Source organism: Arthrobacter sp. E70 (genome assembly GCF_058266945.1).
Map to the genome: position 1 here is coordinate 90,742 of NZ_JBYQFR010000011.1, position 25,204 is coordinate 115,945.

Annotated in this window: 25 protein-coding genes; 14 read left to right on the forward strand and 11 right to left on the reverse strand. The window is 67.2% G+C overall.

From position 1 onward, the window contains the following. The first annotated feature begins 100 nt into the window (after positions 1-100). Together purB and AC3IMC_RS14955 are read left to right on the forward strand one after the other, a co-directional pair. A complete protein-coding gene (gene purB / locus AC3IMC_RS14950) occupies positions 101-1,543 on the forward strand; it encodes an adenylosuccinate lyase (RefSeq protein WP_490919340.1) in 1,443 nt (480 codons plus the stop codon). 131 nt (positions 1,544-1,674) lie between these two features. Beyond that, a complete protein-coding gene (locus tag AC3IMC_RS14955; RefSeq protein WP_490919342.1) occupies positions 1,675-2,352 on the forward strand; it encodes a histidine phosphatase family protein in 678 nt (225 codons plus the stop codon). On the opposite strand, the gene AC3IMC_RS14960 is transcribed toward AC3IMC_RS14955, so the two are convergent. Both AC3IMC_RS14960 and AC3IMC_RS14965 read right to left on the reverse strand, forming a co-directional pair. After that, the gene (locus AC3IMC_RS14960) at positions 2,349-3,281 is read right to left on the reverse strand and encodes a serine/threonine-protein kinase (protein WP_490919343.1); all 933 of its coding nucleotides are present in this window, start codon (positions 3,279-3,281) and stop codon (positions 2,349-2,351) included. The two genes, AC3IMC_RS14955 and AC3IMC_RS14960, sit on opposite strands and share 4 nt — an antisense overlap. A gap of 209 nt (positions 3,282-3,490) precedes the next feature. After that, positions 3,491-4,021, reverse strand: a complete 531-nt coding sequence (locus tag AC3IMC_RS14965) for a MarR family winged helix-turn-helix transcriptional regulator (RefSeq protein WP_490919344.1) — start codon at positions 4,019-4,021, stop codon at positions 3,491-3,493. Between the two features lie 155 nt (positions 4,022-4,176). On the opposite strand from AC3IMC_RS14965, the gene AC3IMC_RS14970 reads away from it, so the two are divergent. The 5 genes from AC3IMC_RS14970 (at position 4,177) to AC3IMC_RS14990 (ending at position 9,494) form a co-directional block, all read left to right on the forward strand. Further along, complete coding sequence (locus AC3IMC_RS14970) at positions 4,177-4,680, forward strand: GNAT family N-acetyltransferase (protein WP_490919345.1); 504 nt, start codon at positions 4,177-4,179, stop codon at positions 4,678-4,680. Between the two features lie 68 nt (positions 4,681-4,748). After that, positions 4,749-5,183, forward strand: coding sequence for an acyl-CoA thioesterase (locus tag AC3IMC_RS14975; protein ID WP_486416181.1), 435 nt, complete (start codon positions 4,749-4,751; stop codon positions 5,181-5,183). A gap of 308 nt (positions 5,184-5,491) precedes the next feature. Beyond that, the gene (locus tag AC3IMC_RS14980; protein WP_490919346.1) at positions 5,492-6,565 is read left to right on the forward strand and encodes an extracellular solute-binding protein; all 1,074 of its coding nucleotides are present in this window, start codon (positions 5,492-5,494) and stop codon (positions 6,563-6,565) included. 44 nt (positions 6,566-6,609) lie between these two features. Further along, complete coding sequence (locus AC3IMC_RS14985; RefSeq protein WP_490919348.1) at positions 6,610-7,677, forward strand: ABC transporter ATP-binding protein; 1,068 nt, start codon at positions 6,610-6,612, stop codon at positions 7,675-7,677. Continuing rightward, entirely contained in the window at positions 7,674-9,494 is a 1,821-nt protein-coding gene (locus tag AC3IMC_RS14990) for an ABC transporter permease (protein ID WP_490919349.1), read from the forward strand. The genes AC3IMC_RS14985 and AC3IMC_RS14990 overlap by 4 nt, the downstream gene beginning before the upstream one ends. Positions 9,495-9,524: 30 nt before the next feature. Here AC3IMC_RS14990 and AC3IMC_RS14995 read toward each other — a convergent pair whose 3' ends face one another. Further along, positions 9,525-10,580 carry an FAD-dependent monooxygenase gene (locus AC3IMC_RS14995; RefSeq protein ID WP_490919350.1) on the reverse strand — a complete coding sequence of 352 codons (1,056 nt, stop codon included), beginning with the start codon at positions 10,578-10,580 and terminating at the stop codon, positions 9,525-9,527. Between the two features lie 56 nt (positions 10,581-10,636). Here AC3IMC_RS14995 and AC3IMC_RS15000 point away from each other — a divergent pair, with 56 nt between their 5' ends. Beyond that, entirely contained in the window at positions 10,637-11,179 is a 543-nt protein-coding gene (locus tag AC3IMC_RS15000; protein ID WP_490919351.1) for a TetR/AcrR family transcriptional regulator, read from the forward strand. A gap of 39 nt (positions 11,180-11,218) precedes the next feature. Here the strand turns inward: AC3IMC_RS15000 and AC3IMC_RS15005 are convergent, their stop codons facing one another. The 3 genes from AC3IMC_RS15005 to AC3IMC_RS15015 all read right to left on the reverse strand — a co-directional run bounded on the left by AC3IMC_RS15005 (position 11,219) and on the right by AC3IMC_RS15015 (position 14,411). Beyond that, entirely contained in the window at positions 11,219-12,406 is a 1,188-nt protein-coding gene (locus AC3IMC_RS15005; RefSeq protein ID WP_490919352.1) for a 4-hydroxybenzoate 3-monooxygenase, read from the reverse strand. A gap of 104 nt (positions 12,407-12,510) precedes the next feature. Beyond that, complete coding sequence (locus AC3IMC_RS15010; protein ID WP_490919353.1) at positions 12,511-13,254, reverse strand: IclR family transcriptional regulator; 744 nt, start codon at positions 13,252-13,254, stop codon at positions 12,511-12,513. A gap of 92 nt (positions 13,255-13,346) precedes the next feature. Then, positions 13,347-14,411 (reverse strand): FUSC family protein, encoded by a 1,065-nt coding sequence (locus AC3IMC_RS15015; RefSeq protein ID WP_490919355.1) that lies wholly within the window; start codon positions 14,409-14,411, stop codon positions 13,347-13,349. Positions 14,412-14,568: 157 nt separating this feature from the next. Here AC3IMC_RS15015 and AC3IMC_RS15020 point away from each other — a divergent pair, with 157 nt between their 5' ends. Further along, a complete protein-coding gene (locus tag AC3IMC_RS15020) occupies positions 14,569-15,411 on the forward strand; it encodes an amino acid-binding protein (RefSeq protein ID WP_490919356.1) in 843 nt (280 codons plus the stop codon). Here the strand turns inward: AC3IMC_RS15020 and AC3IMC_RS15025 are convergent. Then, a complete protein-coding gene (locus AC3IMC_RS15025; RefSeq protein WP_490919357.1) occupies positions 15,320-15,904 on the reverse strand; it encodes an HPP family protein in 585 nt (194 codons plus the stop codon). The genes AC3IMC_RS15020 and AC3IMC_RS15025 overlap by 92 nt on opposite strands. A 321-nt stretch (positions 15,905-16,225) precedes the next feature. On the opposite strand from AC3IMC_RS15025, the gene AC3IMC_RS15030 reads away from it, so the two are divergent. From AC3IMC_RS15030 to AC3IMC_RS15050, 5 genes are all read left to right on the forward strand, one after another. Next, on the forward strand, positions 16,226-17,584 hold the full coding sequence (locus AC3IMC_RS15030) for an MFS transporter (protein ID WP_490919358.1): 1,359 nt from the start codon (positions 16,226-16,228) through the stop codon (positions 17,582-17,584). An 80-nt stretch (positions 17,585-17,664) separates the two neighbouring features. Then, the gene (locus tag AC3IMC_RS15035) at positions 17,665-18,348 is read left to right on the forward strand and encodes a GntR family transcriptional regulator (RefSeq protein ID WP_490919360.1); all 684 of its coding nucleotides are present in this window, start codon (positions 17,665-17,667) and stop codon (positions 18,346-18,348) included. Then, on the forward strand, positions 18,345-19,130 hold the full coding sequence (locus AC3IMC_RS15040; protein WP_490919361.1) for an aspartate/glutamate racemase family protein: 786 nt from the start codon (positions 18,345-18,347) through the stop codon (positions 19,128-19,130). Before AC3IMC_RS15035 ends, AC3IMC_RS15040 begins: the two co-directional genes overlap by 4 nt. A gap of 31 nt (positions 19,131-19,161) precedes the next feature. Continuing rightward, positions 19,162-20,592: an amidohydrolase family protein gene (locus AC3IMC_RS15045; protein WP_490919363.1), complete on the forward strand. Its 1,431-nt coding sequence runs from the start codon at positions 19,162-19,164 to the stop codon at positions 20,590-20,592. 8 nt (positions 20,593-20,600) lie between these two features. Beyond that, a complete protein-coding gene (locus AC3IMC_RS15050; RefSeq protein ID WP_490919364.1) occupies positions 20,601-21,326 on the forward strand; it encodes a maleate cis-trans isomerase family protein in 726 nt (241 codons plus the stop codon). A gap of 18 nt (positions 21,327-21,344) precedes the next feature. Here the strand turns inward: AC3IMC_RS15050 and AC3IMC_RS15055 are convergent, their stop codons facing one another. The 4 genes from AC3IMC_RS15055 to AC3IMC_RS15070 form a co-directional block, all read right to left on the reverse strand. Next, positions 21,345-22,265: a diacylglycerol/lipid kinase family protein gene (locus AC3IMC_RS15055; protein ID WP_490919365.1), complete on the reverse strand. Its 921-nt coding sequence runs from the start codon at positions 22,263-22,265 to the stop codon at positions 21,345-21,347. 71 nt (positions 22,266-22,336) lie between these two features. Continuing rightward, a complete protein-coding gene (locus AC3IMC_RS15060) occupies positions 22,337-23,710 on the reverse strand; it encodes an NAD(P)(+) transhydrogenase (Re/Si-specific) subunit beta (RefSeq protein ID WP_490919366.1) in 1,374 nt (457 codons plus the stop codon). Next, positions 23,707-24,027 carry an NAD(P) transhydrogenase subunit alpha part 2 gene (locus AC3IMC_RS15065; RefSeq protein WP_490919367.1) on the reverse strand — a complete coding sequence of 107 codons (321 nt, stop codon included), beginning with the start codon at positions 24,025-24,027 and terminating at the stop codon, positions 23,707-23,709. The genes AC3IMC_RS15060 and AC3IMC_RS15065 overlap by 4 nt, the downstream gene beginning before the upstream one ends. Further along, entirely contained in the window at positions 24,027-25,199 is a 1,173-nt protein-coding gene (locus AC3IMC_RS15070; protein WP_490919368.1) for a Re/Si-specific NAD(P)(+) transhydrogenase subunit alpha, read from the reverse strand. Before AC3IMC_RS15070 ends, AC3IMC_RS15065 begins: the two co-directional genes overlap by 1 nt. Positions 25,200-25,204: the final 5 nt, after the last annotated feature.

Consider the following 25,204-nt stretch of genomic DNA (forward strand, 5'->3'; position numbering starts at 1 on the left):
AGACCGCCGGCGGCAGGTAAGCACCGCCGTCGGCTATGTGGACAAGTAACCTGGAATCCGGCACTTAAGGCCCCGACGGACTTCGTGAAAGAATCAGCACATGCCTGAAACTGCCGCCACAGCTGACACCCGTACGCCCTCAGGACGCCTGGCCCTCGCCGCGTCGCCCGAAAAAATCGCGCTGGGGCCGCTGGACGGCCGGTACCAGGCCGCCGTCGCCCCGCTCGTGGACTACTTGTCCGAAGCGGCGCTGAACCGCGACCGCGTCGCCGTCGAAGTCGAGTGGCTCATCCATCTGACCAGCAACAGTGTCCTTCCCGGCGCCGGTCCCCTGACCGGGGAGCAGCAGGACCAGCTTCGTGCCATCGTCACCGAGTTCGACGCCGCCTCCGTGGCCGAGCTGGCCGAGATCGAGGCGGTCACGGTGCACGACGTCAAAGCCGTGGAGTACTACATCGGCCGGCGCCTGCCGGCCATCGGGATCGAAAACCTGACCGCCATGGTCCACTTCGGCTGCACGTCCGAAGACATCAACAACCTGTCCTACGCACTGGGTATCAAGGGTGCCGTGGAGGACGTGTGGCTCCCGGCAGCCCGCAGCCTAGTGGCCCAAATCAGCAAGATGGCAGAGGACAACCGCGCCGTGCCCATGCTGTCACGCACCCACGGCCAGCCCGCGACCCCCACCACCCTCGGCAAGGAACTGGCGGTCATCGCGCACCGCCTGACCCGCCAGCTGGACCGGATCGCCAAGACCGAGTACCTGGGCAAGATCAACGGCGCCACCGGCACGTACGCCGCGCACGTGGCCTCCGTTCCCGGCGCCGACTGGCAGCACGTGTCCAAATCTTTTGTCGAGGGACTCGGCCTGACCTGGAACCCGCTGACAACGCAGATTGAAAGCCACGACTGGCAGGCTGAGCTCTACGCCGACGTCGCCCGATTCAACCGCATCCTGCACAACGTCTGCACGGACATTTGGAGCTACATCTCCATCGGCTACTTCGCGCAGATCCCGGTGGCGGGCGCCACGGGCTCATCCACGATGCCGCACAAGGTCAACCCGATCCGGTTTGAGAACGCCGAAGCCAACCTGGAGATCTCCTCCGGCCTGCTGGATGTCCTGGGCTCCACCCTGGTGACCTCCCGCTGGCAGCGCGACCTCACCGATTCCTCCAGCCAGCGCAACATCGGCGTCGCTTTCGGCCACTCCCTCCTGGCCATCTCCAACGTGGCCAAGGGCCTGGAGCGCCTGGATGTTGCCGAGGACGTGCTCGCCGGGGACCTGGACACCAACTGGGAGGTCCTCGGCGAAGCAATCCAGATGGTCATGCGCGCCGAGGCTATCGCCGGCGTCGAGGGCATGGAAAACCCCTACGAGCGGCTCAAGGACCTTACCCGCGGGCATCGCGTGGACGCCGCCCGCATGCAGGAATTCGTGCAGAGCCTCGGCCTGTCCCCGGAGGCGGAAGCCCGCCTGCTGGCTCTGACGCCGGGCAAGTACACGGGCATTGCGGACCAGCTGGTGGACCACCTGAAGTAAAGGCCTGCAGCACAGCAGGGAGTACGACGTCGGAGCCGGGCTCTTCGGGGCCCGGCGCCTTGCGTCGGGGCCGGCGTTGGCCGTTCCGCGGCGCGTCCTTCGGCCCCAGCAAACGGTGGGAAACTGGGAGCATGAAGTTGCTGCTTATCCGCCACGGCGAAACCCCTGGCAACGTTCTGGGGCAGCTGGACACCGCCCACCCCGGACCCGGCCTGACCGAGCTGGGCGGCCGCCAGGCCGAAGCCATGGCCCGGTCCCTTGCCAACGAGCCCATCGAAGCCCTGTATGCCTCCACGCTGATCAGGACGCAGATCACCGCGGAACCGCTGGCCCGCCTGCACACCCTCGACGTCACGGTGCTGGACGGCCTCCACGAAATCGAAGCAGGCTCCCTGGAGAAGCTGACGGACCACGAAGCACACAAGCGCTACATGGGCACGGTCATCGCCTGGGCCGCCGGCGAGCTGGACCGGCGCATGCCTGCCGGGCCGGACGGCCACACCTTCTTCGAGCGCTTTGACGCGGCCATTGCGCACGTCGCCGAACAGGCTACGCGCCGCCGCCACCATACTGCCGCCGTCGTCAGCCACGGCGCGGCCATCCGCACGTGGGCGGGGTTGCGGGCCGAAGGGGCAGACCACGACTTTGCCGCCCGCCATGTGCTGGCCAACACGGGAATTGTGGCACTGGAAGGCAGCCCCGATGCAGGCTGGACGTTGATCCACTGGGATGGAAGCCCCGTGGGCGGTCTCGCCCTGGCTGACCCCACCGCGGAAGATCCCACAGGCAAGGCCGTCACCGGACCCTAAACCCGCTGCCGGTGCCGGCGCGCGGGAAACACCGGCATCGTCCGGCAAGGCCGCGCCTCCCGGCCGTCAGGAACTGGAGGCATGAGCCGCGCCGCCATGACGGCCGCCTCTGCTGCCGTCGGCCGGCCACTGCCCTCCATTGCCGTGAGGGCCCGCAGGAATCCGCTCCAGCCGCCCAGATGGTCCGGCACGTCCGGGGACCGCAGGGTCCGGGCGACCAAGGATTCGATGGCGGTGCCAGGGAACGCCTTGGATCCGGTGAGGAGCTCCAGCAGGACCAAGCCCGTGGCGTACACATCCCATGAAGGGTCTGCCGCGCCGCCCGAGGCCTGTTCGGGACTCATGTAGTGCACGGTTCCGGAGGAGATCCCGGGCTCGGGCGCCGCTCCCACCGCCGCGGCGATTCCAAAGTCGATGATCCGCACCGGGCTCCTGCGCAGGCCGCTGAGCATCAGGTTGGCCGGCTTGATGTCCCGGTGCACCACCCCGGCGGAATGCAGGTGTGCGAGTCCGCTGAACAGGCCCCGGGCCCATCCGGCAACCTCGCCTGGACCCGGCCTCCTGGTGCGCCCGGTCTCGGCGAGGCTTGTCCCCAGGGCAAGCTCCTGCACCAGGAAGGGCCGGCCGGAAAAAGCCCCGCCGGCAGGCATGGTCCCCGCGGCGATGAACCGCACGATGGACGGGTGGTCAAAGCCTGCCAGGATGGCGGCCTCATTCCGGATTCTTTCGTGCCGTCTTCGCCACTCCCCGGCTGCCACCTTGATGGCCGTATCGGGGCCACCTGCCAGGTCCACGGCGCGGAAGACTTCGGCCGCTGACCCCCGGCCCAGCCGTTCCTTCAACCGGTAGCGTCCCGCAACGACTTCCCCTGCGGCAGGGTCGCCCCGCTCCAAGACAAGTTCCGGCGTCACCAGCCCGGCGGCTGTCATGGGGCAGGAACCGCTGCCGGAGCTTCATCCTGCGGCGCAGTGGTGCCGTCCAGGGTAGAAGGAATCAACAGGCAGGTCCGGTAGCGCAGGATGACGTGAGCGTTGTGGGGATCAATCGGTGGAACTTCGGTACAAGTGACCAAGACACTCACGACTCCGTTGGGAAGCAACTTTCGGGATAATCGTAAGCTTACATATAACTAGACCAACTAGCTAGTCGGGCTAGATACTTTTTTTCCTTCGTGCTGCTCCGCTGCGGCCAAGGCCTGCGTCATCCGCTGCAGGAACTCCACCACCGTCCTGGCTTCCTCGGCACTGAGCGACTCGGCAACCGACATCATGCGCCGGTGCATGGCACCCAGCGTCTCGCGAACCTCGTTATCCGACTCAACAGTAGGAATGACCACCACGGAGCGGCGGTCCGAGGGGTGGGCCTCGCGGCGGACGTGGCCGCTGGCAACGAGCCTGTCGATGAGCGACGTGGTGGAGGCGCTGGTGATGTTGAGGAAGTGGCTCAGATCCTTCGGTACCACCTGCCTTCCGGAGGCCTGGGCGCGCAAAAGGTAGCGCAGGGCCAGGATGTCGGTCTCACCCATGCCCATGGAGTCCCGGGTGGTGCGCCGAATGGCCGTCTCAGCCGACCGATAGTCGCGGAGCGCCTTCAGGACGGCGGCACTGTAGTCCAACTGTCCGTCGGGTCCATACCAGTAACCGGATCCCTCATTGCCTGTGAAAGCCATGTAATCAGTCTAGTCCACCTGATAACTAGGCTGCCAAGTAAGTTGGATTTGCAGAGGTTTTCCGCTGTAGCTAAGTCCTTACCCCGGAGAAACACCCCTGTAACCGCCTCCTTCTAGCCTTGGTAGGCATATCCCTCCGGCGAATCGAGGCAGGCATGCAAACCAATCCGCGTCTCAACATCAGGCACGTCCCCTGGTCCAACCCCGTCGGGGCCGACCTCCGCCGCGCGCAGCAGGCTGAACTCGATGCGCGCTTCGGCAACCCGGACCACGAACCCGGCCCGCCGCCGTCGGGCGCCGACTGCGCCGTCTTCCTGGTGGCCTACGACAAGGGGTCGGGGCAGCCGGTAGGCTGCGGCGGCCTTCGCCTGCTCGATGCGTCGACGGCCGAAATCAAGCGCCTGTATGTCCTGCCGTACACCCGCGGCTCAGGTGTAGCGAGTTCCATCCTTGCAGCGCTCGAAGCGGAAGCCTTCAGGCAGGGCATCACCCGGATCAAGGCGGAAGCCGGCTCCGCCCAGCCGGACGGCCGGAACTTCTACGAAAATTCAGGCTTCGAAGCCATACCCAACTTCGGCCCGTACGTCGGCGTGCAGCACTCCTACTGCTACGCGAAGAGCATCAATGCCCGCAGCGCCGCCCACACCGCAATGGCCTAGTGCCGCGCCGCCCGCGTGCAGGCCGTCACACTCGGTGGCCCTGCGGTGCGTTCGGCTAATCTCGGCCTATGGAAACAGCAGACATCACCTTCCGGACGCGCAAATGGGTCCGCCCCGAGGACCTCAACGCCAACGGAACGCTTTTCGGCGGCAGCCTGCTGAAGTGGATTGACGAAGAAGCCGCCATCTACGCCATCCTGCAACTGGGCAACGGACGCGCCGTCACCAAGTACATCTCGGAAATCAACTTCGTCAGCTCGGCCGTCCAGGGCGACCTCGTCGAAATGGGCCTCACGGCCACGCGGTTTGGCCGGACATCACTGACCATGCGGGCGGAGGTCCGCAACATGATCACGCGGCAGAGCATCCTCACCATCGAGGAGATCGTGTTCGTCAACCTCAACTCCGAGGGAAAGCCGGAACCGCACGGCTACACGGAGATCACCTACGACCGGGACCGCATCCCCACGCACCACCTCACGGAAACCGCCGTCAAGGACTGAACACTCCAGCAAAAATCGGTACAGCAGGGAACGGTGCAGGAAGGCTCAGTACAGGAAGGATCAGTCCGGGACTGACGCGAAGGAATGACGACGGCGGAACCCGGCTTCCGCCGTTGCCCTCCCCAATTGCCGGAGAGCAGGATTCACCGGGCGTTCACCCGTAGGGTGCGCCCCATTTCCACCGCTGGTCCAGAGTAGGCAGCCGGGCTGTTTATCGAATCGATAGCTATAACGGCCCGCTTTTTGCCATGCCCAGCTATAGGCTGTGCGGACATGCTCCGGTTCCAGTCCAGAAATGAGTCCTGATCGTGCGTAGATTCCAGAATGTGGTCGCCGCCGCTGCCGCCGTCGTCCTCCTTGCCGGCTGCGGGAGCGGCGCGGCATCCCCCGCCCCGTCCGGAAGCGGCTCCCAGGCCGCCGCGGGTTCCGGCGACACCCTGGTGGTGTACACCAACTCCAACGGCGAAGGCCGCGGGGACTGGCTCACCGCCAAGGCGGCCGAGGCGGGCTTCAAAGTCGAGATCGTGGGCGCCGGCGGAGCCGACGCCACCAACAAGCTCATCGCCGAGAAGAACAACCCCATCGCCGACGTCGCGTTCGGCTTGAATAACATGTACTTCTCGCAGATCAAGAACGAGGGCGCCCTGGAGGCGTACCAGCCGTCCTGGGCCGGCGACGTGGACAAGGAGCTCGGCGACGGGGAGACCTACTGGCCGCTGGTCAAGCAGGCCATCCTGCTCGGCTACAACTCGGACAAGTTTTCCAAGGACGCCGCCCCCAAGGACTGGACTGACCTGTGGACGAAGGACGAATTCAAGAGCCGCTACGAACGCGTCACCGGCCTTGGCACCGCTACGGCGCAGCTGGTTTTCGCCGGCATCCTCAGCCGCTACCGCGATGACTCCGGCGACCTCGGGATATCCGACGACGGGTGGAAGCAGGTGGAGCAGTACTTCAAGAACGGCAGCCCGGCCGTAGCCAAGACGGACCTCTTCGCGCGCATCGCCGCAGGCGAGGTGGACATGGGCCAAATGCCGTCCTCGATCATCGCCGACCGGGAAAAGTCTTTCAAGGTGGACGTTGAAACGGTGATCCCCTCCGTGGGCGTTCCCATGGCTGTGGAGCAGATCGCCCTGGTTAAGGGCAGCAAGAAGAAGGAACAGGCCCAGAAGTTCATCGACTGGTTCGGCAGCGCCGAGACCCAGGGCCAGTTCGCCAAGCAGTTCAACTCCATGCCGGTGAACAAGGGCGCCCAGGCGCAGGCCAACCCGGAAGTGGTGCACTTCTTCGCGGACCTGAAACAGCAGGACATCGACTGGGATTTCGTGCAGGAGAACATGGGCGCCTGGGTAGAGAAGATCGAGCTCGAATACATGACGTAGCCCGGCCGCCCCTTCCGTCCGCCGTTCCACCAGACAGGTTTGACATGATCCGCTTGGACAACATCGAAGTTACCTTTGGCGAATTCACGGCCATTCCTCAGCTGGACCTGCACGTCCGGCCCGGGGAGTTCTTCACGCTGCTGGGGCCTTCCGGCTGTGGCAAGACGACGGCGTTACGCACCTTGGCGGGCTTCATCCAGCCCGCCAAGGGCACCGTCCGGGTGGACGGCAAGGACGTCACGCGGCTTCCGAGCGACAAGAGGCAGGTGGGCATGGTGTTCCAGAACTATGCCCTCTTTCCCAGCATGAGCGTCTGGGAGAACATCGCTTTCGGCTTGCGGGTCCGGAAAGAGAAACCGGCGGACAGTGACCGCCTGGTCCGGGACATAGCCCGGCGCGTTGACCTCAGCGACGAACAGCTGTCCAAGAACGTGGCGGAGCTGTCCGGCGGCCAGCAGCAGCGCGTGGCCGTGGCCCGGGCCCTCGTGCTGCGGCCCAAGATCCTGCTGCTGGACGAGCCGCTGTCCAACCTCGACGCCAAGCTGCGGCACCAGCTCCGGCAGCAGCTCAAGGACCTGCAAAGCGAGTTCGGCATCACCACCGTGTATGTCACCCACGACCAGGACGAGGCACTTGCCATGAGTGACCGCGTGGCCGTCTTCAACAAGGGCGTCGTCGAGCAGGTGGGGACGCCGCAGGAAATCTACGACCACTCCGCCACGGAGTTCGTCTGCAATTTCATTGGCGACAGCTCCGCCCTCACCCCGGAGTTCATCGCTGAAGTGAACCGCCTTTCCGGGGCGCAGCTGAGCACGGACGCCAACTCCTACCTGCGGGTGGAAAAAGCGTCACTCGCAGTGCCTCCGGAAGGCGGCACCGCCGTCGGACTCCCCGGAACAGTGGTGTCCCGCACCTACCATGGCCTGCACAGCCGCTACGTGGTGCGGAGCCACGGCGCGGACGTCCGCCTGCTGGTCAGGGAGGACGGCGGCGCCCACCCGGCACCCGGCACGGAGGCCACTGTGTACCTGCAGCCCGGGCATGTGCTGCAGTACCACCCGGCTTCCGGCTCCGCGCTGCGGAACCAGGACGAGGCGGTGGCCCTGCCATGACCGGGACCCCGGTCCGCGGGATGGCCCGCTCACCCTTCGTCCTGGTGGTCGGCGCCGCCCTCACCTGGTTCATTGCCGCATTCCTGGTCTGGCCCAACATCAACGTCCTGATTGCCACGTTCTTCCCGGACGGCAGCTTTTCGGGACGGGCGGCGGAAAAGCTGTTCTCCTCCCAACGCGCCATGAAGGCCCTGGGGAACAGCTTCCTGCTGGCCGTAGCGCTGTCCATCACGGTCAACCTGGTGGGCATCTTCATCGTCCTGGTGACGCACTACTTCCGGGTCCGTGGTTCAAGGATCCTGTTCCTGGGCTACGCGTCCACCTTCATCTACGGCGGCATCGTGCTGGCCGCCGGATACAAGTTCATCTACGGGGACAAAGGCATTGTCACGTCGCTGCTGGTGAAGGTTTTTCCCGGGATGGACGCCAACTGGTTCTCCGGGTTTTTCGCGGTCCTGGCGGTCATGACCTTCGCCACCACCACCAACCACATGCTGTTCGTGGCCAATGCGCTGAAGGGCATCGATTACCAGACCATCGAGGCTGCGAAGAACCTCGGCGCTTCCACCTGGACCATCCTGCGGCGGATCGTGCTGCCCATGCTCAAACCGACCCTGTTCGCGGTCACCATCCTGTCCTTTCTGACCGGCCTCGGGGCCCTGAGTGCGCCGCAGGTGCTGGGTGGCCGGGATTTCCAGACGATCACCCCCATGATCCTGACCTTCACCAACAGCCCCACCTCGAGGGACCTCGCCGCGCTGCTGGCCGTGATCCTGGGCCTGGCCACCATGGTGATGCTGGCGGTGATGTCCAGGCTCGAGAAGGGTGGCACCTACTTCTCGGTGTCCAAGGTGTCCTCTGAACTGCAGAAGCAGGACATCACCAATCCGCTGGCCAACGCGGCGGTCCACGCCGTGGCGTACCTGCTGTTTGCCGTGTACACGCTGCCGGTGGTGCTCATCGTCCTGTACTCATTCGCTGACGGGGCAGCCATCCAGACCGGGCAGCTCTCGCTGGGCAACCTGACGCTGGACAATTATGTCCGCGTCCTGACCCAGCAGTCGGGTTTGCGGCCGTTCATTGTCAGCGTGGTGTACAGCGCACTGGCGGCCCTCATCGCCGTGGGTGGCCTGCTCTTCGTGGCACGGCTGCTGCAGAAGTACCGGAACTGGCTGGCCTCCGCCTTCGAGTACCTGCTGCATATCCCCTGGATCCTGCCTTCGGCGCTCCTGGCACTGGGCCTGATCATCAGTTACGACCATCCAAACCCGCTGGTGGGCGGCGCCGTACTGACCGGCACCACGGTGCTCCTGCTGGTCGCCTTCGTCACCGTCAAGATCCCTTTCACGCTGCGGATGCTGAAGGCGTCCTTCGCCTCCGTGAATTCCTCGCTGGAAGAAGCGGCCGCCATCATGGGCGCCAAGACGCTCTACGTGTTCCGGCGGATCCTCCTGCCACTGGTGCTGCCGGCGGCGGCTGCCATTACGGCGCTGAATTTCAACAGCCTGCTGGACGACTACGACACCGCCATCTTCCTGGCCCACCCGCTGGTCCAGCCGCTGGGCCTGGTGATCAAGGCGAACACCGACGGCGCCGAGGGCACTGAGGGAATCGCCAACACCTTCGTGTACACCGTCCTGCTCATGGTGATCACCGGCCTCACCATGTATTTCGTGTACGGCCGGTCCGGCCGGCGCCCCGGCAGGAAACGCCTGCCCGGGGCACCTGCCGTTCCCGGGGCCGCCGGCCAGGCACTTCCGGCTGCCCCTGCCCCCGGAGAGGACGACGCCACCCGGCCCGCTGCCGCCGTGCGCTGATGTATGGTCCGCTGATGCCGCGTCCGGACGTCAGCCGCTGGTGCTGCTGACGACGGCGGCACGCGGCCGCCGTCTGCGGGCAAGGTTGAGCAGGCGGTCTCGGAAGGGCTGGGCGCGTTCAGCCATGGCGATCCGGTTGAGGGCGGCCGAGGCCCCGCTCACTGCCTGGCTCCGGAGGCGGCGGCTGCGGTCGTAGGCAGGCAGTGCCTGGTCTTGCGGCAGCGTGTTGAGGAGCTCCGCCAGCGTCACCGCGTCCACCAGCGACTCACAGGCGCCCCGGCCCAGGTTCGGGGTCATGGCGTGGGCGGCATCGCCGATCAGCACCGTCCGGCCGCGGACGTAGGAACGAAGGTAAGGAACTGTCCAGAGCCGCTGCACCAGGGAGCCTTGGGGTGTTGCGGCTGCCAGCACCTCCCGTATTGCGGGCGCGTGCCCGGCGAAGCGCTCCCGGGCCTGGTCCAGCACGGACGCCACATCGATCCCGTACGGTCCAAGGCCGGACCGGTAACCCGCGTACCAAAGGGTGCCGGTCCGGGCGGCGGCAATGCCGAAGAGGTCCCCGCGGCCCCAGTATTCACCCACCGCACCCTGGTTGACCGGCAAAGGAAGGATCCCCCGCACGGCAAGGTACGGCGTGAGCCGCGCAGCGCTGCCGGGACCCCAGGCCCCGCGTCGGACCACGCTGTGGACGCCGTCTGCACCGACTACCAGGCCTTCACCGGCCGGAACCTGCTGGACGTTCTCCGTAACGCGCCGCACCGTCGCCGGAACGGCGGAGTCCAGGAGCTGCAGCAAGTCGATCCGGGAGATGGCGAACATCGCGCCGGCGTCGACCGTTGCCCAGGGTTCACCGGCGCCGTTTCGGATCGAGCCGCTGCCGATCACTGGGCTGGCTGCCCTGGCCTCCTCCAGCACCCCCAGCCGGGCCAGCGCGCGTTGAGCCGTTGGCCACATCCCCAACGCGGTGCCGACCGTGGGCAATTCCGGCCGCTTCTCGTGGACGGTTACCTCGAACCGGTCCGGGTCCAGGCAGGCAGCCAATGCCAGTCCTGCAATTCCTCCGCCAACGATCGTGACCGTTTCCATGGCGACAATTTTACTACTTTTGTAGTGCAATGGAAGGGCGTTATTAGACTGGAGGCATGCCTGACCGCCGAACCCAGCTCCTTGACGCCGCACTGGCGGTAGTGGCGGATAGTGGACTGAAGGGGCTCACCCATAGGGCGGTGGATGCGGCGGCAGGACTGGCCGAGGGGACCACATCCAACTACTACCGCAGCCGCAGCGCCCTCGTGGAGGCAGTGCTGGAGCGCCTGCTGCAGCTGGACGGCGCGCTTCTCCAGGATTCCGGGCCCGCCGGTCCACCCCGCGACGTTGGGGAACTCGCCGAACAACTGGCAGGCCTGGTGCTGGCGCTGGCCGGACCGCACGCGAGCCTCACCCGTGCGCGCCTGGCCTTTTCACTGGACCACCCCGAGTCCGTCACTGCCGGCCATGTGCTGCTGGTGCGGAACCTGGAGCAGGCCCTCACTGCCCTGGGGGTGCCGGATGCAGCAGCGCGCGCCCGCGATGTTGCGGACTACGGTGACGGGCTCTTGCTGCACCTGCTCACCGTCCGGCGGAATGAAAGCCCGGACCCTGCCGCCATTACGGCGGCGATCCGGCGGCTGCTGTTGGCACCCTGAAGCCGGCGCCAGCCCCGCCGTCGGCCTTTTTAAGGCTACCTAGGAGGAGGCGGGCCAGCCGGTGTAGGCCTCGGCGAGGTAGGCCATGCCGTGCCGGGACGAGACCACGGAGTTGAGTTCACCGAGCTGGCGGGCGCGGGAAAAGTCGTCCGCGTCGGCCGGCGTGTGCAGCATGGTGGTCATCCAGTAGGAGAACTGCTGGGCCTTCCAGACCCTGGCCAGGGCCCGGTCGCTGTAGGTGTCCAGGAGCGTGTCCGTGCCGGAGTTGTAGTGGTTGTCCAGCCCCTCGAAGAGGACCCTGACGTCGTTGATGGCCAGGTTCAGGCCCTTGGCGCCGGTGGGCGGGACCGTGTGTGCGGCGTCGCCGGCGAGGAACAGGTTGCCGTACCGCATGGGGGCATGGACGAAGCTGCGGAACGGCAGCACCATCTTCTCCAGGACCGGGCCTTCCTTCAGTTCGAAGCCGTTGCCGTTGACGCGGCTGCGGAATTCGGCCCAGATCCGGTCGTCGTCCCATTCGGCCACGTTTTCCTTAGGGTCGCACTGGAAGTACATCCGCTGCACGGTTTCGGTGCGCTGGCTGATCAAGGCGAAGCCGTTGGCGGAGTTGGCGTAGATCAGCTCGTCGGAGCTGCGCGGTGCCTCCGCCAGGATGCCGAACCAGGCGAAGGGGTATTCGTGGAAGTACCACTTGCGGTGGGCCTCGGGGATCTGGAACCGGCAGTGGCTGCGGGAACCGTCGGCTCCCACCAGGAAGTCGGCCTGGATCTCGCACTCGGCACCGTCCGCGTCCGTGAACCAGACTTTCGGCTTGCCCTCCAGGTCATGCACGGTGGTGTCCGTGACGCTGTAGCGGACGTCCCCGCCGTCGGCCTTCCTGCGCGCGGCGAGGTCGAGGAACACGTCCGTCTGCGGATACAGCCACACCGACTCCCCCACCAGGTCCTTGAAGTCGATGCGGTGGCTCTCGCCATTGAAGCGCAGTTCGATGCCGTCATGGCGGTCCCCGTCGCGCAGCACGCGGTCCGAGACGCCGCTGTCCACCAGCAGGTTGACGGTCCCGTGCTCCAGGATGCCGGCACGCACGGTGTGGGCGATGTCCTCGTGGCTGCGGATCTCGATCACTGTGGACTCGATGCCTGCCTTGGCCAGCAGGTGGGAGAGCATGAGTCCGGCGGGGCCGCCGCCCATGATGGCCACCTGGGTGGAAACGGTTTTGCGTGCCATGGATTCTTCTCGCTTCGTTGCGGGCCCGGGAGGGGCGGGATCGGTCTGGCATCCAGTGTGCGCGAGGCGCCGTGACTGCCGTTACATCAATTCCGTTGAATGGATCAGGAGTCCGCAAGCTGCCGGGCGATGCCACGGGCCGCAGTCTGGAGCGCGGGCACCAGCGCCTGGAGCCGCATCTCGCGCAGGGGAACCACGACGCCGAGCGAGGCAACGGCGTGCTTCCTGCGGTTGAGGACGGGGACGGCAATGCCCCAAGTGTCCGGATCCACCACGCCCTTCAACTGCGCAAATCCCTGGTGGGCGGCTTCGCCCAGCAGCACCCTGACGGCGTCCGTGGTGATTTTGCCGGCGGGGTCCGCGAACTGCTCAAGGTAGTCAGTCTGGACGGCCTTCTCCTGATGGGCCATCAGTGCCAGGCCCGCCGACGAGACATGGATCGGCATCCGGCCCGCAACCTGCGCGCGGTTGGTCACGGAGCCGCGCCGCGACAGCCGCTCAACGAAAAGCGCCTCCCACCCGTCCAGCACGGCCAGGTTCACGTTCTGGTTCAGGACCTGCTGGATATCCTCCATGAACGGCATGGCCGCCTGGCGCAGGGCGAGCGTGGGGGACGTGCGGTTCACGAGTTCCCAGAGCCTCAGCCCTGGCCGCACCATGCCGCCCGGGGACGCCTCGAGCAGGCCGTGTGCGGCGAGCTGGCCCACCAGCCGGTGGGTGGTGCTGAGCGGCAGGCCTGCCCGCTGCGCAAGCTCGCTAAGCTGCAGGGCATTGATGTCCTGGGGAAAGGCAGAAATCAGCCGGACGATCCGGTCCACCACGGAGTCGCCGGAACGGGAATTTGCCACCGCCGCACTCCCTTCAGGTCAGCACAACCTTCCATTCAACGGGAGTCCAGCGTACCGTGCCCGCGCCCGCGCAGCGGAGGCACCCACGGCGGTCAGGCCGTCGTCGTCCGTTGCTTCATCCGGCGCCACGCTCCGGGCGCCAGCACCACGGCGATGCCGACGGCGGCACCGATGACCGTCTCGATGATCCGGTCGCGGAGGAGGACGGCAGGGGAGGCCGGAACCACCAGGAGCGTGGAGACCAGGGCGAGGGGGGTGACGAAGACCTGGGCCAGCAGGTACTGGCGGATGATGAACATTTCCGCGCCGAACTGGCACAACGCCATGACCAGCACGGTCTGCCAGGGCTGCAATCCCACCAGCAGCACCGCTGCCAGGACCAGCAGGCCCAGGACCGTTCCGATGATCCTTTGGATGCCGCGGCGCACCCGGTGCCGGGTGCTGTGGCCGACGAGCGGAACCACGGCCGCCACCATCGCCCAGTAGTTGTGGCCGAAGCCAAGGGCCTCCCCCGCCCAGGTGGCCAGGGAACCGGCGAGCCCTGCAGCCACCAGGTAACCGAAGCCTTCGAGCCACGCCGCCCGCTTCTCGGCTGGCGTGCGGCGGATGCGCGGGGGCCCGGTCCACGGGGTCCGGTGGCTGGGCAGCACACGGGACGAAAACCCCACCAGCAGGCAGAACACGGTGGTGAGGACGGCGACCAGCATGCCCTGCCACAAGGGCGGCTGGTTGGGAATGGACGCGATGGCCGCAAAGGCGAAGATATGGAACAGTGAGCCGGCAGGACGCAGGCGCAGCCACGAGATGGCCACGGAGCAGCCGCCGGCCACCAGGGTGGTGGCCACGACCAGAAGCCAGGTGTTCGTGCCCGTGTCGAGGCCCCAGGCCGGGCCCGTCCTGGCCGCGAGCGCCGCCAGGAGGATGACCAGCAGCATCAGCAGGCCGGCCCGCAGCTGCAGCACGAAGCGCACGCCGTGCGGTTCCCCGCGGCCGTAGATCCCCGTGAACGCACCGAACGACGCGAAGATCGCCAGGTCAAGGCGGCCAAGGAGCAGCAGGGTGATCAGCGGGACGAAGACGCCCACCGCGCATCTCAGCGCCGGATGGTGGTCCTTGTTGCCCGGGGCAATGCTGAACATCTCGGCCATCATCTTCAAGGGGTACAGCGCCTTCCTGCGGGGGGATTCCGGTGGGCGGCCGCGCTGACGTTCCTGCTAAATCCTACGGTGCGGGCGCCGGCAGCCGGGAGCGGCGTTCCCATGAATGGAATCAGGGCGCAACGCGGACGAAACAGCGCGCCACGATGCTTGAGCCATGAAGCTCCGAACACCGAACGCGCCCACGGCGGAACTGCGCTGCGAAGTCTGTGGCCTGATGCCCGAACCGCCCAGGACCCGGCAGACGATGGCCACCATCGCGGCGATGCTTCCGATCGAGCTGCTGGTCCACGCCTTGGTAGTGGATGCCCACCTTCCGTACGTGGCCAAGGTCCTGGTGTTGACACTCACCGCGACAGTCCTGGCGATATGGGTGGCGGAACCGTCGGCCGCGCGCCTCCTGCGCGGCTGGCTCCATGCTCCGGCACTCCGGCACCGGAGGAGGCTGGCCGCGGCACCGGCATTGTGGCGGGCGCGGACCGTGCTCAGGGACCAGCCCGGCGCGCTGCAGCGGCTCGCCCGGGCACTCGCCCGGCTGGAGACCAACATCCTGGGCATCCACGTCCATCCGGTGCCCGGCGGAGTGCTGGACGAACTTGTCCTGTCCGCCCCGGCCGGGGTGGGTGAGCGGGAGTTGCTCGCAGCCCTGCACGATGGCGGAGGGGCCGGCGCACACGTTTGGCCCACCACTGCCCTGGCCATGGCCGACGGCCAGACGAAAGCGCTGACCCTCGCTGCCCGGATCGCCCAGGCGCCGGATGAGCTGCCGCTGGCTGTGGCGGAGCTGCTGCATGCCCGGATCCTCACCCCGGCCACGGCGTCCGCCGAATGGCACGACGACGGCACCCGGCTTAAGGTTCCCACCGCCTGGCACGGCCCCATCACCTTTTCCCGGCCGGGGGAACCTTTCACTCCGGCGGAGTCGGCCCGGGCCCACCGGCTGGCCGAGCTTGCCGAGATTCTGGCTTACCGGCAGGCCGGGTCCCCAGCAGCACATTGAGCCCCCACCCCAGCACGGTGGTCAGGATGATTGCGCCGGCCATGGACGCGAGCTGGACCGGGGTGGACAGGATCCCGAGGCTTACGATCAGCGTGGTGGCACCGGCGGGCGGGTGGGGCACAGCAAGCCAGGTCAGGACGAGGGTGGTCAGGCCCACCGACAGGACGCCGCTGAGTACATGCAGCGGGGTCAGCCCACCCACGGGAGCGGAGGGCTGGTCCTGCAGGCCAAAGGCGTAGAGGCAAAGCGCCCCCGCGGCCAGCCCGACGCCGTGGCCCACCACGGTATTGAGCGGCCGGGACGCCTTCTGCTCGGGGGATTCAAAGAACAGCATCACCGTCGGGCCGAGGCTGGGAAAGAGCCAGGGGAGGTGGAGGAAGAGCCCCACCAGCCCACTCGCGGCAAGCACCACCACGCTGAGGACAGCTGCGTAGAGCCCGCTCCCCAGGTTGCCCCAGCGGTCCTTAGCGCGTTGCAGAAGTGGTGTCTCCATGGCGGTTCCTCCTCGCAGCCGGCGGCCCGGTCCCTGAATTATTGGGACCTGTCAGCGGCTACGTACCCGCCGCGTTCCAGTCACAATCCGTTTGTTCGCAACCCCTGCGGCAACTTGGGGCCAACCCCTTGACAGTGGCTTGGCTCACTTCTACCTTTGTTTTTGGGATCCCAAATTGGGATCCCAAAATAGAAGCCCCGCCGGATGCTCCGGAACATCCCCGATGGCAACTTCCCAGCCACGGGCGCACCCGCCCCTCGCACTGCCTTCCACATTGCCATTCACTACCATTCCCCGTAACTTCCCCGTGAAGGAGAAGCTGTGTCCATCCCAAACACTGAAACAACGGCCACGCCCGACGAAGCCGCACCAAGCACCACCGGAACGACCGGAAAGGACGGCACGCAACGGCGCACCGCCGTCCGCTGGCGCCTGTTCCTGCTGCTGCTGGTCCTCGTGTCCGTCAACTACATCGACCGGGGATCCATCTCCGTCGCACTGCCCATCATCCAAAAGGAATTCAACCTCGCCCCCGAACTCGTGGGCCTGCTGCTGTCGGCCTTCTTCTGGACCTACGCGCTCATGCAGGTTCCCGTGGGCTGGCTGATCGACAGGTTCGGTCCGCGCAAGGTCATGACGGCCTCCTGCGTCGGCTGGGGGGCTGCCACGGCGGCGTCCGGCATGGCCGGCGGCTTCCTGAGCATGTTCATCGCCCGGCTCGGCATCGGAGTGACCGAGGCCGGCGTCATGCCGGCCGGCGGCAAGCTCAACGCCATCTGGATGCACAAGTCCGAACGCGGACGCGGCGCCACCATCCTGGATGCCGGAGCTCCCCTGGGCGCCGGCCTGGGCGGCATCATCATCGCCGGGCTCATCGCGGCCACCGGCAGCTGGCGCTGGTCCTTCGTCATCGCCGGTGCCGCCACCGTCCTCATGGGCATCGCCGTCTGGTGGTACGTCAGGGACAACCCCCGCGAGCACCGGGGCGTGAACGACGCCGAGGCCGCCTACATCGAGGCATCGCACGCCGCCGAGGACGCCGAGGCGGCCATGGACGGCAGCCAGGGTAAGCGCGGCCTGCTCCCCTACCTCAAGTTCCGCTCCTTCTGGGCCATGTGCCTGGGCTGGCTCGGGTTCAACGGCGTCTTCTACGGCCTGCTGACCTGGGGGCCGCTGTACCTGTCCCAGGCCAAGGGCTTCGACCTGAAGACGATTGGCTGGTCCACCCTGGTGATCTTCGGTGCCGGGTTCGTTGGCGAAATCCTTGGCGGCACCATCGCCGACAAGTGGCGCGCGTCCGGTGCCTCCGCCAACCTGGTGATGCGCACCCTCCTAGGCATCTCCAGCGCCATCGTAGTAGCCGGCCTGGTGGGCGTGACCGTGGTCCCTGACGCCACCACCGCCGTGGTCCTGCTCTCCGTGGTCCTGTTCTTCCTGCGCTGGGTAGGCCTGTTCTGGAGCATCCCCTCCATCCTGGGCGGCCGCACCAATGCCGGCGTCCTGGGCGGGGCCATGAACCTCAGCGGCAACATCTCCGGCTTTGTCACCCCCATCGTCGTCGGCCTGATCGTGGGGGCCACGGGCTCCTACACCTGGGCGCTGCTCTACTTCGTGGGTTCCGCGGTGATCATGGGCGTCTCAGTGCTGACCCTGAACTACAACAAGCGGCTTCCTGTCTAAGCTGACCCTCGCAGGGAAACTTGCAGACAACGCCCCCGCAGCCGGGAGCAGTGCACTACACGAATCCGAAATGGAGCATCATGCTGACCGCAGAAGAGACCCAGGACAAGGACCGCCCCCTCCGCGAGACCGTCCGGGACACCCTCCGCACCCGGATTTTCGAAGGACACTATGCTCCCGGCACGCGGCTGGTGGAACGGGACCTCGCCGCCGAGTTCTCCGTTTCCCGGCTGCCGGTCCGCGAAGCCCTGCGCATGCTCCGCCAGGAGGGCCTGATCAGCGACCGAGGTGCACGCGGGGCCGAAGTCAGCAGCCTCAGCCCCAAGGACGTGGAAGACCTCTTCGACGTCCGGCAGTCCCTGGAGGTGCTGGCCTGCCGGCTGGCGGCCAAACGGGCCACCGCGGAGGACCTCGCCTACCTCAAGGGGCTGCTCGACGACGCGGAGGGCTTCCTCGCCAAGGGGGCGGTGATGGAAGCCCACCGCTCCAACAGCGAATTCCATGACGCCATCACCGGCATCGCGGACAACAACTTCCTCAAATCCGCCTTGGAGCCGCTGCAGGGCCGGATGCACTGGCTGTTCCGCCACGTCAGCGACCTGCCCGAACTCATCCGTGAACACCGCGAGCTCTACGCCGCCATCGCCAGCGGCGACCCGGAGAGGGCCGCCGCCCAGTCCGCCTCCCACATCGGCAAGTACCGGGAGCAGTTCCCCGAGGACTTCCAGAAGACCGAACCAGAATTCCACCGGAAGAGAAAATGAAACTCCTGGTCATCAACCCCAACATCAGCGACGATGTCACGGCCCTGATCGAAGCCGAAGCGCTCCGGTCCGCCGCCCCCGGCACGGAGCTGGTACTCCGGACTGCCGGCCACGGCGTCGAATACATCGAGACCCGCTTCGAATCCCTCATCGCTGCCGGCGCCGTGGCGGAGATCATCGCCGAACACACCCGCCCCGGAGCGGACCCCGTGGATGCCGTGGTGGTCGCCGCCTTCGGCGATCCCGGCATGCCGGCCCTCAAGGAACTGGCGGACGTGCCCGTCATCGGCATCACCGAGGCCGCCCTGTGCGCAGCAGCCCTGCAGGGCCACCGTTTCTCCATCATTGCCATCTCGGACCGGATCAAGCCCTGGTACCGCGACTGCGTGGAGCGGTTCGGCCTGTCCGGCCGGCTCGCCTCCATCCGCTCCATCAACGAGTCCCTCAACGGCATCGCCGCCGTCCAGCAGGACTTCAAGGAAACCCTCCTGGCACTGAGCCTGCAGGCCGTCACCGAGGACGGAGCCGACGTCGTCATCCTGGCAGGTGCGCCGCTCGCCGGACTGGCCCGGGACCTGCGCGGCCGGATCCCGGTCCCCGTGGTGGACGGAATCTCCGCGGGCGTCCGTATGGCCGAGGCAGTGGCGGCCCTGCAGTCCGGCCCGCACCACGCCGGCGCCTTCGCCGCACCCCCCGCCAAGGACCGCAAGGGCCTGTCCGGCAACCTGGAGGCAGCATTGGCCGCCCGCCAGGAGGACGCCGGCCTGCAGCCCTCCGCCTGATCCAGACTTCAACCATCCAAGGAGGACACCGATGTCCAACCAGCCAGAACTTGTCATTTCCAACGCCATGGTGGTCAACAGCTCCGGCCGCCAGGCAGCACACATCGTGGTGCAGGACGGGCGCATCGCCGCCCTCCTCGACGCATCGCAGCCGGCACCCGCCGCGGACCGAACCATCGACGCCACCGGCAAGCTCGTCATTCCCGGCGGCGTGGACGGGCACTGCCACGTGGCCCAGGTGACCGGGCGCTTCCGCACCCTTGACGACTACCGCACCACCTCCACTGCTGCCCTGTGGGGCGGCACCACCACCATCATCGACTTCGGCATCCCCCGCGACGCCCAGGAAACCCCGCTCGCCGCCGTCCTCCACAAGAAGGAGCTGGCCACCGAGTCCAGGTGCGATGTGGCCCTCCATGGTGCCGTCATCAGCTGGGATGAAACCGTGCCGTGGCAGCTGGAGCAGCTCGCCGCGGAAGGCGTGCGCTCGGTGAAGATGTACACCACGAACCGCGGCACCACGATGGCCGACGGGGACACCATCCTGAAGGTCATGCGGGAAATGGCCAGGCTGGACGGGCTCACCTATATCCACGCCGAACACGACCCCATCATCGCGGACTGCACCGAACAGCACGCCCAGGACGGCCGGATCGGCATCGAACACCTGCACCGGACCCGGCCCGAGCTGGCCGAAGAAATCTCGGTCAAGGAGACCCTGGCATTGGCCGAATACACCGGCGCGCCCGTCTACTTCGTCCACCAGTCAACACCCGGCGCTGTCGACCTCGTGTCCGAGGCCCGGACACGCGGCCTCGAGGCCTTCTCCGAAACCTGCCCCCACTACGTCACCCTGGACGACTCCGTCTACTCCTCGGCGTTCCCGGAATGGTTCGCCTGCTGCCCGCCCATGCGCAACCCCGAAACAGTGGCCGCACTCAAGGAACGCCTGGCCGCCGGCGCCATCCACACCATCTCCTCCGACCATTCCTGCTACGACCTCTCGCAGAAGCGCGAACGCACCGATGACGTGCGCTTCATGCCCCACGGCCTGCCCGGCGTCGAAACCCGGATGCCCGTCACCTTCACGGCCATGACCTCCGCCGGCGCCACGGTGGAACAGTTCGTCAGTGCCTTCGCTGCCGAACCGGCCCGGATCAACGCCCTGCCCGGCAAGGGCGTGATCGCCGAAGGTTTCGATGCCGACCTGGTGGTCTTCGACCCGGCCGAGGAACGCACCGTGGACGGCAGCGCGCTGCACATGGGAACGGACTTCTCACCGTTCGACGGAAAGGCACTCACGGGCTGGCCCGCCGTCGTTGTTTCGAATGGCCGCGTGGTCCTGGACGCAGACGGCTTCCACGACCCCGGACCCGCAGGGCGGTTCGTGGCCCGCGAGGGTTTCCAACAGCACCAGTCGGCGATCTCCGACGCCGCCCACCTGGCCGCCACCATCTCGTAGGAGCACCCATGCCTGCCACCACCCGCCCTTTCCGGATCGGCATGATCGTGCCGTCCTCCAACACGTGCCTGGAACCGCAGACCTACCGCATCCTGGGCACCCGCACCGATGTCACAGTGCACTTCACCCGGATCCCGGTCACCCGGATCGCCCTGGATGACTCCTCCGACCGGCAGTTCGATCCCGCCGTCATGCGTGAAGCGGCAAAGCTGCTGGCGACGGCGGACGTGGACGTGATTGCCTGGAACGGCACCTCGGGGTCCTGGCTGGGCGCCGCGCACGACCACGAACTGGCCGCCGAAATCACCGGGGCCACCGGCATCCCCGCCACCACCTCCACCCTCGCCTACCTCGAGGCCTTCCGGACGTTCGGGACCGAGCGGATCGGGTTGTTCACCCCGTACACGGAGGACGTGAACCGCCAGGTCATCACTTCCTATGAGCGCGAAGGCATCAAGACCGTTGACCACCGGGCACTGGGCCTGAGCGACAACGAGTCCTTCGCCAGGGTCACTGATGACGAGATGCGCCCAGGCTCCCTGGAACTCGCAGCCGCCTCACCCGATGCCCTGGTGTACCTCTGCACCAACCTCTACGGGGCCAACATCACGGCGGAGATCGAAGAAAGCACCGGAGTGCCCGTTCTGGATTCGGTGGCGGTCACCCTCTGGCATGCCCTGAAGCTGGCGGGCGCGCCGCTGCTGGAACCGCGCTGGGGCAGGCTGCTCTGCTGAACATCCCGGCCTGAAGGACTACATCCGCAGGGTGAGGGCACCGGGCTCCATGGTCATCCGGACATGCCTGTTCTCGCCTTCGTGGTCGCCGTCCAGTTGGTAGTTGTCGTTGTGCTCCAGGGTGATCTCGACCGTCTTGCCCTGGAAGTACTCCACGGCGGTGTCCTTGGTCTTCCCCTTGCCGATGATGCCGGCCAGCACGGACAGCCAGCCCAGCTTGCCATGGTGCGGTGCCAGGACGGCGATGTCCAGCAGGCCGTCGTCGATCTTGGCCTCAGGGAAGATTTCCAGGCCGCCCTGGACCTTGCCGCAGTTGCCCACCATCACGCTGCGGACTCCCCGGTGGACAACCCTCTTGCCGTCGATCAGCACGGTGGCCTTGACCGGTTTGCCGGGGAGGTTCCGGATCCCGGCGTCCACGTAGGCCAGCCAGCCCACCTTGTGCTTCAGGTCCTGGTTGGTGTCCGCCATGATGGTGGCGTCGTAGCCCATTCCCGCCATCACCAGGAAGACCTGGTCCTTGTCTGGGTTGCTGCGGCGTGCACGGACCACGTCGATCTTCCGTTCCGTGCCCACCAGGGCGCCGGACAGGGCACCGTCGTAGTCGGTGACGTCGATGCCGAGGTTGCGGGCCAGCAGGTTCCCCGTGCCCAGCGGCAGCAGGCCCATCGGGGTGTCACCGCCGGCCAGGACCTCGGCGACGCAGCGGACTGTTCCGTCGCCGCCTGCCGCGATGATGAGGTCCGCCCCCTGGGCCAGGGCCTCCTTGGCCTGCCCGACGCCGGGGTCCTCCTCGGTGGTCTCGAACCAGAGGGTTTCGCCCCAGCCGTTTTCCTCGCAGTGCTTGGCCATCAGCTCCCGCACATCGATGTCCACCGTCTTCGCGGGGTTAATGACGACGGCGGCTCGTTTGGGTGAAGGGGAACTGTTGGCAGTCATGGCGTCCTCAAATGGCAGATGGAAAGCAAGCTTCTGAAAGAAGGGTAACCCGCCGTGGGTGTGCTTTCGGACTACAGGGCCTTGACCGCGCCCAGCACCTGGGCCAGGGAGTCCTTCGCGTCCCCGAACAGCAACGAGGTCTGCGGCTCATACAGCAGGTCGTTTTCGATCCCGGCAAAACCCGGTCGCATGGAGCGTTTGAGGAACACCACCTGCCGTGCCTGCGCCACCTCCAGGATGGGCATCCCGTAAATCGGCGAGCCGGAGGAGGTCTTGGCTGCCGGGTTCACCACGTCGTTCGCCCCCACCACCAAGGCCACGTCGGTCGTCTTGAACTCCGGGTTGATGTCGCCCATCTCCTTGAGCGACTCGTAGGGCACGTTGGCCTCCGCCAGGAGCACGTTCATGTGCCCCGGCATGCGTCCGGCCACGGGATGGATGGCGAAGTCGACGGCGATCCCCCGCGCCTGCAGGGCCTGCGCCAGCTCCGCCGCCGTGTGCTGCCCCTGCGCCACGGCCAGCCCGTAGCCAGGCACGATGATGACCCGCTGGGCATACCCCAGCAGGACCGCCACATCCTCCGGGGAGGACGAACGGACCGGACGCTCGCTCACGGCGGTGGAGCCCGCCGTCGAACCTCCCCGGAAGGCGCCGAACATGATGCCCGCAACGCTCCGGCCCATCGCGGCAGCCATGGCCCGGGTGAGGATGGTACCGGAGGCGCCCACCAGGGTGCCGGCCACTACCAGCAGCACGTTGCCCAGCACCACGCCTGACGCCGCGACGGCAAGGCCCGTGAAGGCGTTCAGCAGCGAGATGACAATGGGTACGTCCGCGCCGCCCACCGGCAGCACCAGCAGGACACCGGCGGCCAGCCCCAGGAGCAGCAGCAGGCCCGCGAGCACCGGCGAACCGGCCAGGACCACGGCCACACCGCAGGCCACCGCGGCGAGCAGCACCACTGCCATCACCACCGGGAGCCCTGTGAACACCACCGGACGGGTGGTCATCAGCTCCTGCAGTTTGGCGAACGTCACCGCTGAGCCGGCAAAGGACACCGCCCCCACGAGCAGCGTGAACACGATGGCCAGCCTGACCCACGGATTCTCCGTGTGTCCCAGTTCCAGCAGTGCCACCAGGGCTGCCGCACCGCCGCCCACCCCGTTGAACAGTGCCACCAGCTGCGGCATCTGGGTCATTTTCACACGCCGGGCCACGGGCGCGGCAACCGCGCTGCCCACCGCGATGGCGCCCAGGATCCACGGAATGTTGTCCATCCGGACGGACAGGAAGACGGTGACGACGGCGATCAGGGCACCGAGCGCACCCACCAGGTTCCCGCGCCGGGCAGTCCGCGGGGAGCTGAGCCCGCGCAGCGCCAGGATGAAGCAGACCGCAGCCGCGAGGTACAGCAGGGAGGTCCAGACGGGGTCAAGAAGGCTCATTTGCTGCCTGCCTTGGGTTCCGCAGCGGCCCGCGCGGCGTCCTTTTTGGCGTGGAACATGTGCAGCATCCGGTCCGTCACCACGAACCCGCCCACCAGGTTGGCGGTGGCGAGGACGACGGCGAGCAGCGCCACGGCCAGGACCAGCTGCTCCGCTGCCTGGCCGGCCACGATGATGGCGCCCACCAGGATGATGCCGTGGATGGCGTTGGCGCCGGACATCAGCGGCGTGTGCAGGGTGCTGGACACCTTGGACACCACCTCGAAGCCGACGAACACCGCCAGCACCGTTACCGTCAGCAGGGCCATGCCGTCCATCAGAGCGCTCCTTCCCGTGCCGTGGCTGCCGCCCGTTCGGCAAGCAGCGCGGCCGTGGGCTGGTGCCGCACTGAACCGTCATGGGTCAGGCAGGCACCGGCCACCACTTCGTCGTCGAAATTCAGGGCGAGCGCGCCGTCGCGGACCAGCAGCGACAGGAGGTTGGCCACGTTCTTGGCATAGAGCCGGGAGGCGTCCGACGCCATGGCCGAGGCCGGGTCCTTCAGGCCCACCAGGGTGACTGTCCCGGTGCCGTCGGCGGTGGGGATCGGGATGTCCTGGCCGGGCACCGATCCCTCCACGTTGCCGCCGGATTCCGCGGCAAGGTCGACGACGACCGATCCCGTACGCATGCCCTGCACCATCTCGCGGGTCACCAAAAGGGGTGCGGGGCGCCCGGGGACTGCCGCCGTCGTAATCAAAACGTCCGCCTGGGCCACGTGCGGTGCCAGCAGCTGCCGCTGCCGGGTCCCGGCGTCGGAACTCAGCTGCCGGGCGTAGCCGCCGGCGGCCTCCGCCGTCTCAAGGTCCAGCCGGATGAAGGTGCCGCCCATCGAGGCCACCTCGTCCGCCGAGGCGGGCCGGATGTCGTTGGCGAAGACGCGCGCGCCCAGCCGCTTGGCGGTGCCGATGGCCTGCAGCCCCGCCACGCCGGCCCCGAGGACCAGTACCCGTGCCGGCGGAACCGTGCCGGCCGCCGTCATGTAGAGCGGAAAGAACCGGGGCAGCCGGATGGCCGCTTCAAGGACACAGCGGTAACCGGCCACCAGCGCCTGGGAGCTGAGGGCGTCCATGGACTGGGCGCGCGAGATGCGGGGCACGAGTTCCAGGGCGAAGGACGTGACGCCGGCGTCCGCGAGCGCCTGCACGGTGGGCAGTTCGGACGACGGCGACGCGAGGCCCACCGTCACGGCTCCCCGCGGGAGTGCCGCGGCCATGTTCGGCTCCAGGGGGCGGACATGGGCCAGGATGTTGAGGGCACTGGGGTCCAGTTGGGGGACGATGGCCGCGCCGGCCTGCCGGTAGTCCTGGTCGGGGTGCCCGGCGGCCTCCCCGGCGCCGGCCTCCACCAGCACCTCCAGGCCCATGCCCGCCAGCTGCTTCACCGTATCCGGGGTGGCGGCAACGCGCCGTTCGCCCTCCCGCCGTTCCCGCGGAATGCCCAGTTTCACCCGCC

Coding starts and splice junctions, on each gene's coding strand:
- AC3IMC_RS15045 (WP_490919363.1), top strand. CDS start 19,162: ATGTCCAACCAGCCAGAACTTGTCATTTCCAACGCCATGGTGGTCAAC.
- AC3IMC_RS15035 (WP_490919360.1), top strand. CDS start 17,665: ATGCTGACCGCAGAAGAGACCCAGGACAAGGACCGCCCCCTCCGCGAG.
- AC3IMC_RS15060 (WP_490919366.1), bottom strand. CDS start 23,710: ATGAGCCTTCTTGACCCCGTCTGGACCTCCCTGCTGTACCTCGCGGCT.
- AC3IMC_RS14985 (WP_490919348.1), top strand. CDS start 6,610: ATGATCCGCTTGGACAACATCGAAGTTACCTTTGGCGAATTCACGGCC.
- AC3IMC_RS15050 (WP_490919364.1), top strand. CDS start 20,601: ATGCCTGCCACCACCCGCCCTTTCCGGATCGGCATGATCGTGCCGTCC.
- AC3IMC_RS15040 (WP_490919361.1), top strand. CDS start 18,345: ATGAAACTCCTGGTCATCAACCCCAACATCAGCGACGATGTCACGGCC.
- AC3IMC_RS15020 (WP_490919356.1), top strand. CDS start 14,569: ATGAAGCTCCGAACACCGAACGCGCCCACGGCGGAACTGCGCTGCGAA.
- AC3IMC_RS15000 (WP_490919351.1), top strand. CDS start 10,637: ATGCCTGACCGCCGAACCCAGCTCCTTGACGCCGCACTGGCGGTAGTG.
- AC3IMC_RS14970 (WP_490919345.1), top strand. CDS start 4,177: ATGCAAACCAATCCGCGTCTCAACATCAGGCACGTCCCCTGGTCCAAC.
- AC3IMC_RS15055 (WP_490919365.1), bottom strand. CDS start 22,265: ATGACTGCCAACAGTTCCCCTTCACCCAAACGAGCCGCCGTCGTCATT.
- AC3IMC_RS14975 (WP_486416181.1), top strand. CDS start 4,749: ATGGAAACAGCAGACATCACCTTCCGGACGCGCAAATGGGTCCGCCCC.
- AC3IMC_RS14990 (WP_490919349.1), top strand. CDS start 7,674: ATGACCGGGACCCCGGTCCGCGGGATGGCCCGCTCACCCTTCGTCCTG.
- AC3IMC_RS15005 (WP_490919352.1), bottom strand. CDS start 12,406: ATGGCACGCAAAACCGTTTCCACCCAGGTGGCCATCATGGGCGGCGGC.
- AC3IMC_RS15065 (WP_490919367.1), bottom strand. CDS start 24,027: ATGGACGGCATGGCCCTGCTGACGGTAACGGTGCTGGCGGTGTTCGTC.
- AC3IMC_RS15025 (WP_490919357.1), bottom strand. CDS start 15,904: ATGGAGACACCACTTCTGCAACGCGCTAAGGACCGCTGGGGCAACCTG.
- AC3IMC_RS14955 (WP_490919342.1), top strand. CDS start 1,675: ATGAAGTTGCTGCTTATCCGCCACGGCGAAACCCCTGGCAACGTTCTG.
- AC3IMC_RS14960 (WP_490919343.1), bottom strand. CDS start 3,281: ATGACAGCCGCCGGGCTGGTGACGCCGGAACTTGTCTTGGAGCGGGGC.
- AC3IMC_RS14965 (WP_490919344.1), bottom strand. CDS start 4,021: ATGGCTTTCACAGGCAATGAGGGATCCGGTTACTGGTATGGACCCGAC.
- AC3IMC_RS14995 (WP_490919350.1), bottom strand. CDS start 10,580: ATGGAAACGGTCACGATCGTTGGCGGAGGAATTGCAGGACTGGCATTG.
- purB (WP_490919340.1), top strand. CDS start 101: ATGCCTGAAACTGCCGCCACAGCTGACACCCGTACGCCCTCAGGACGC.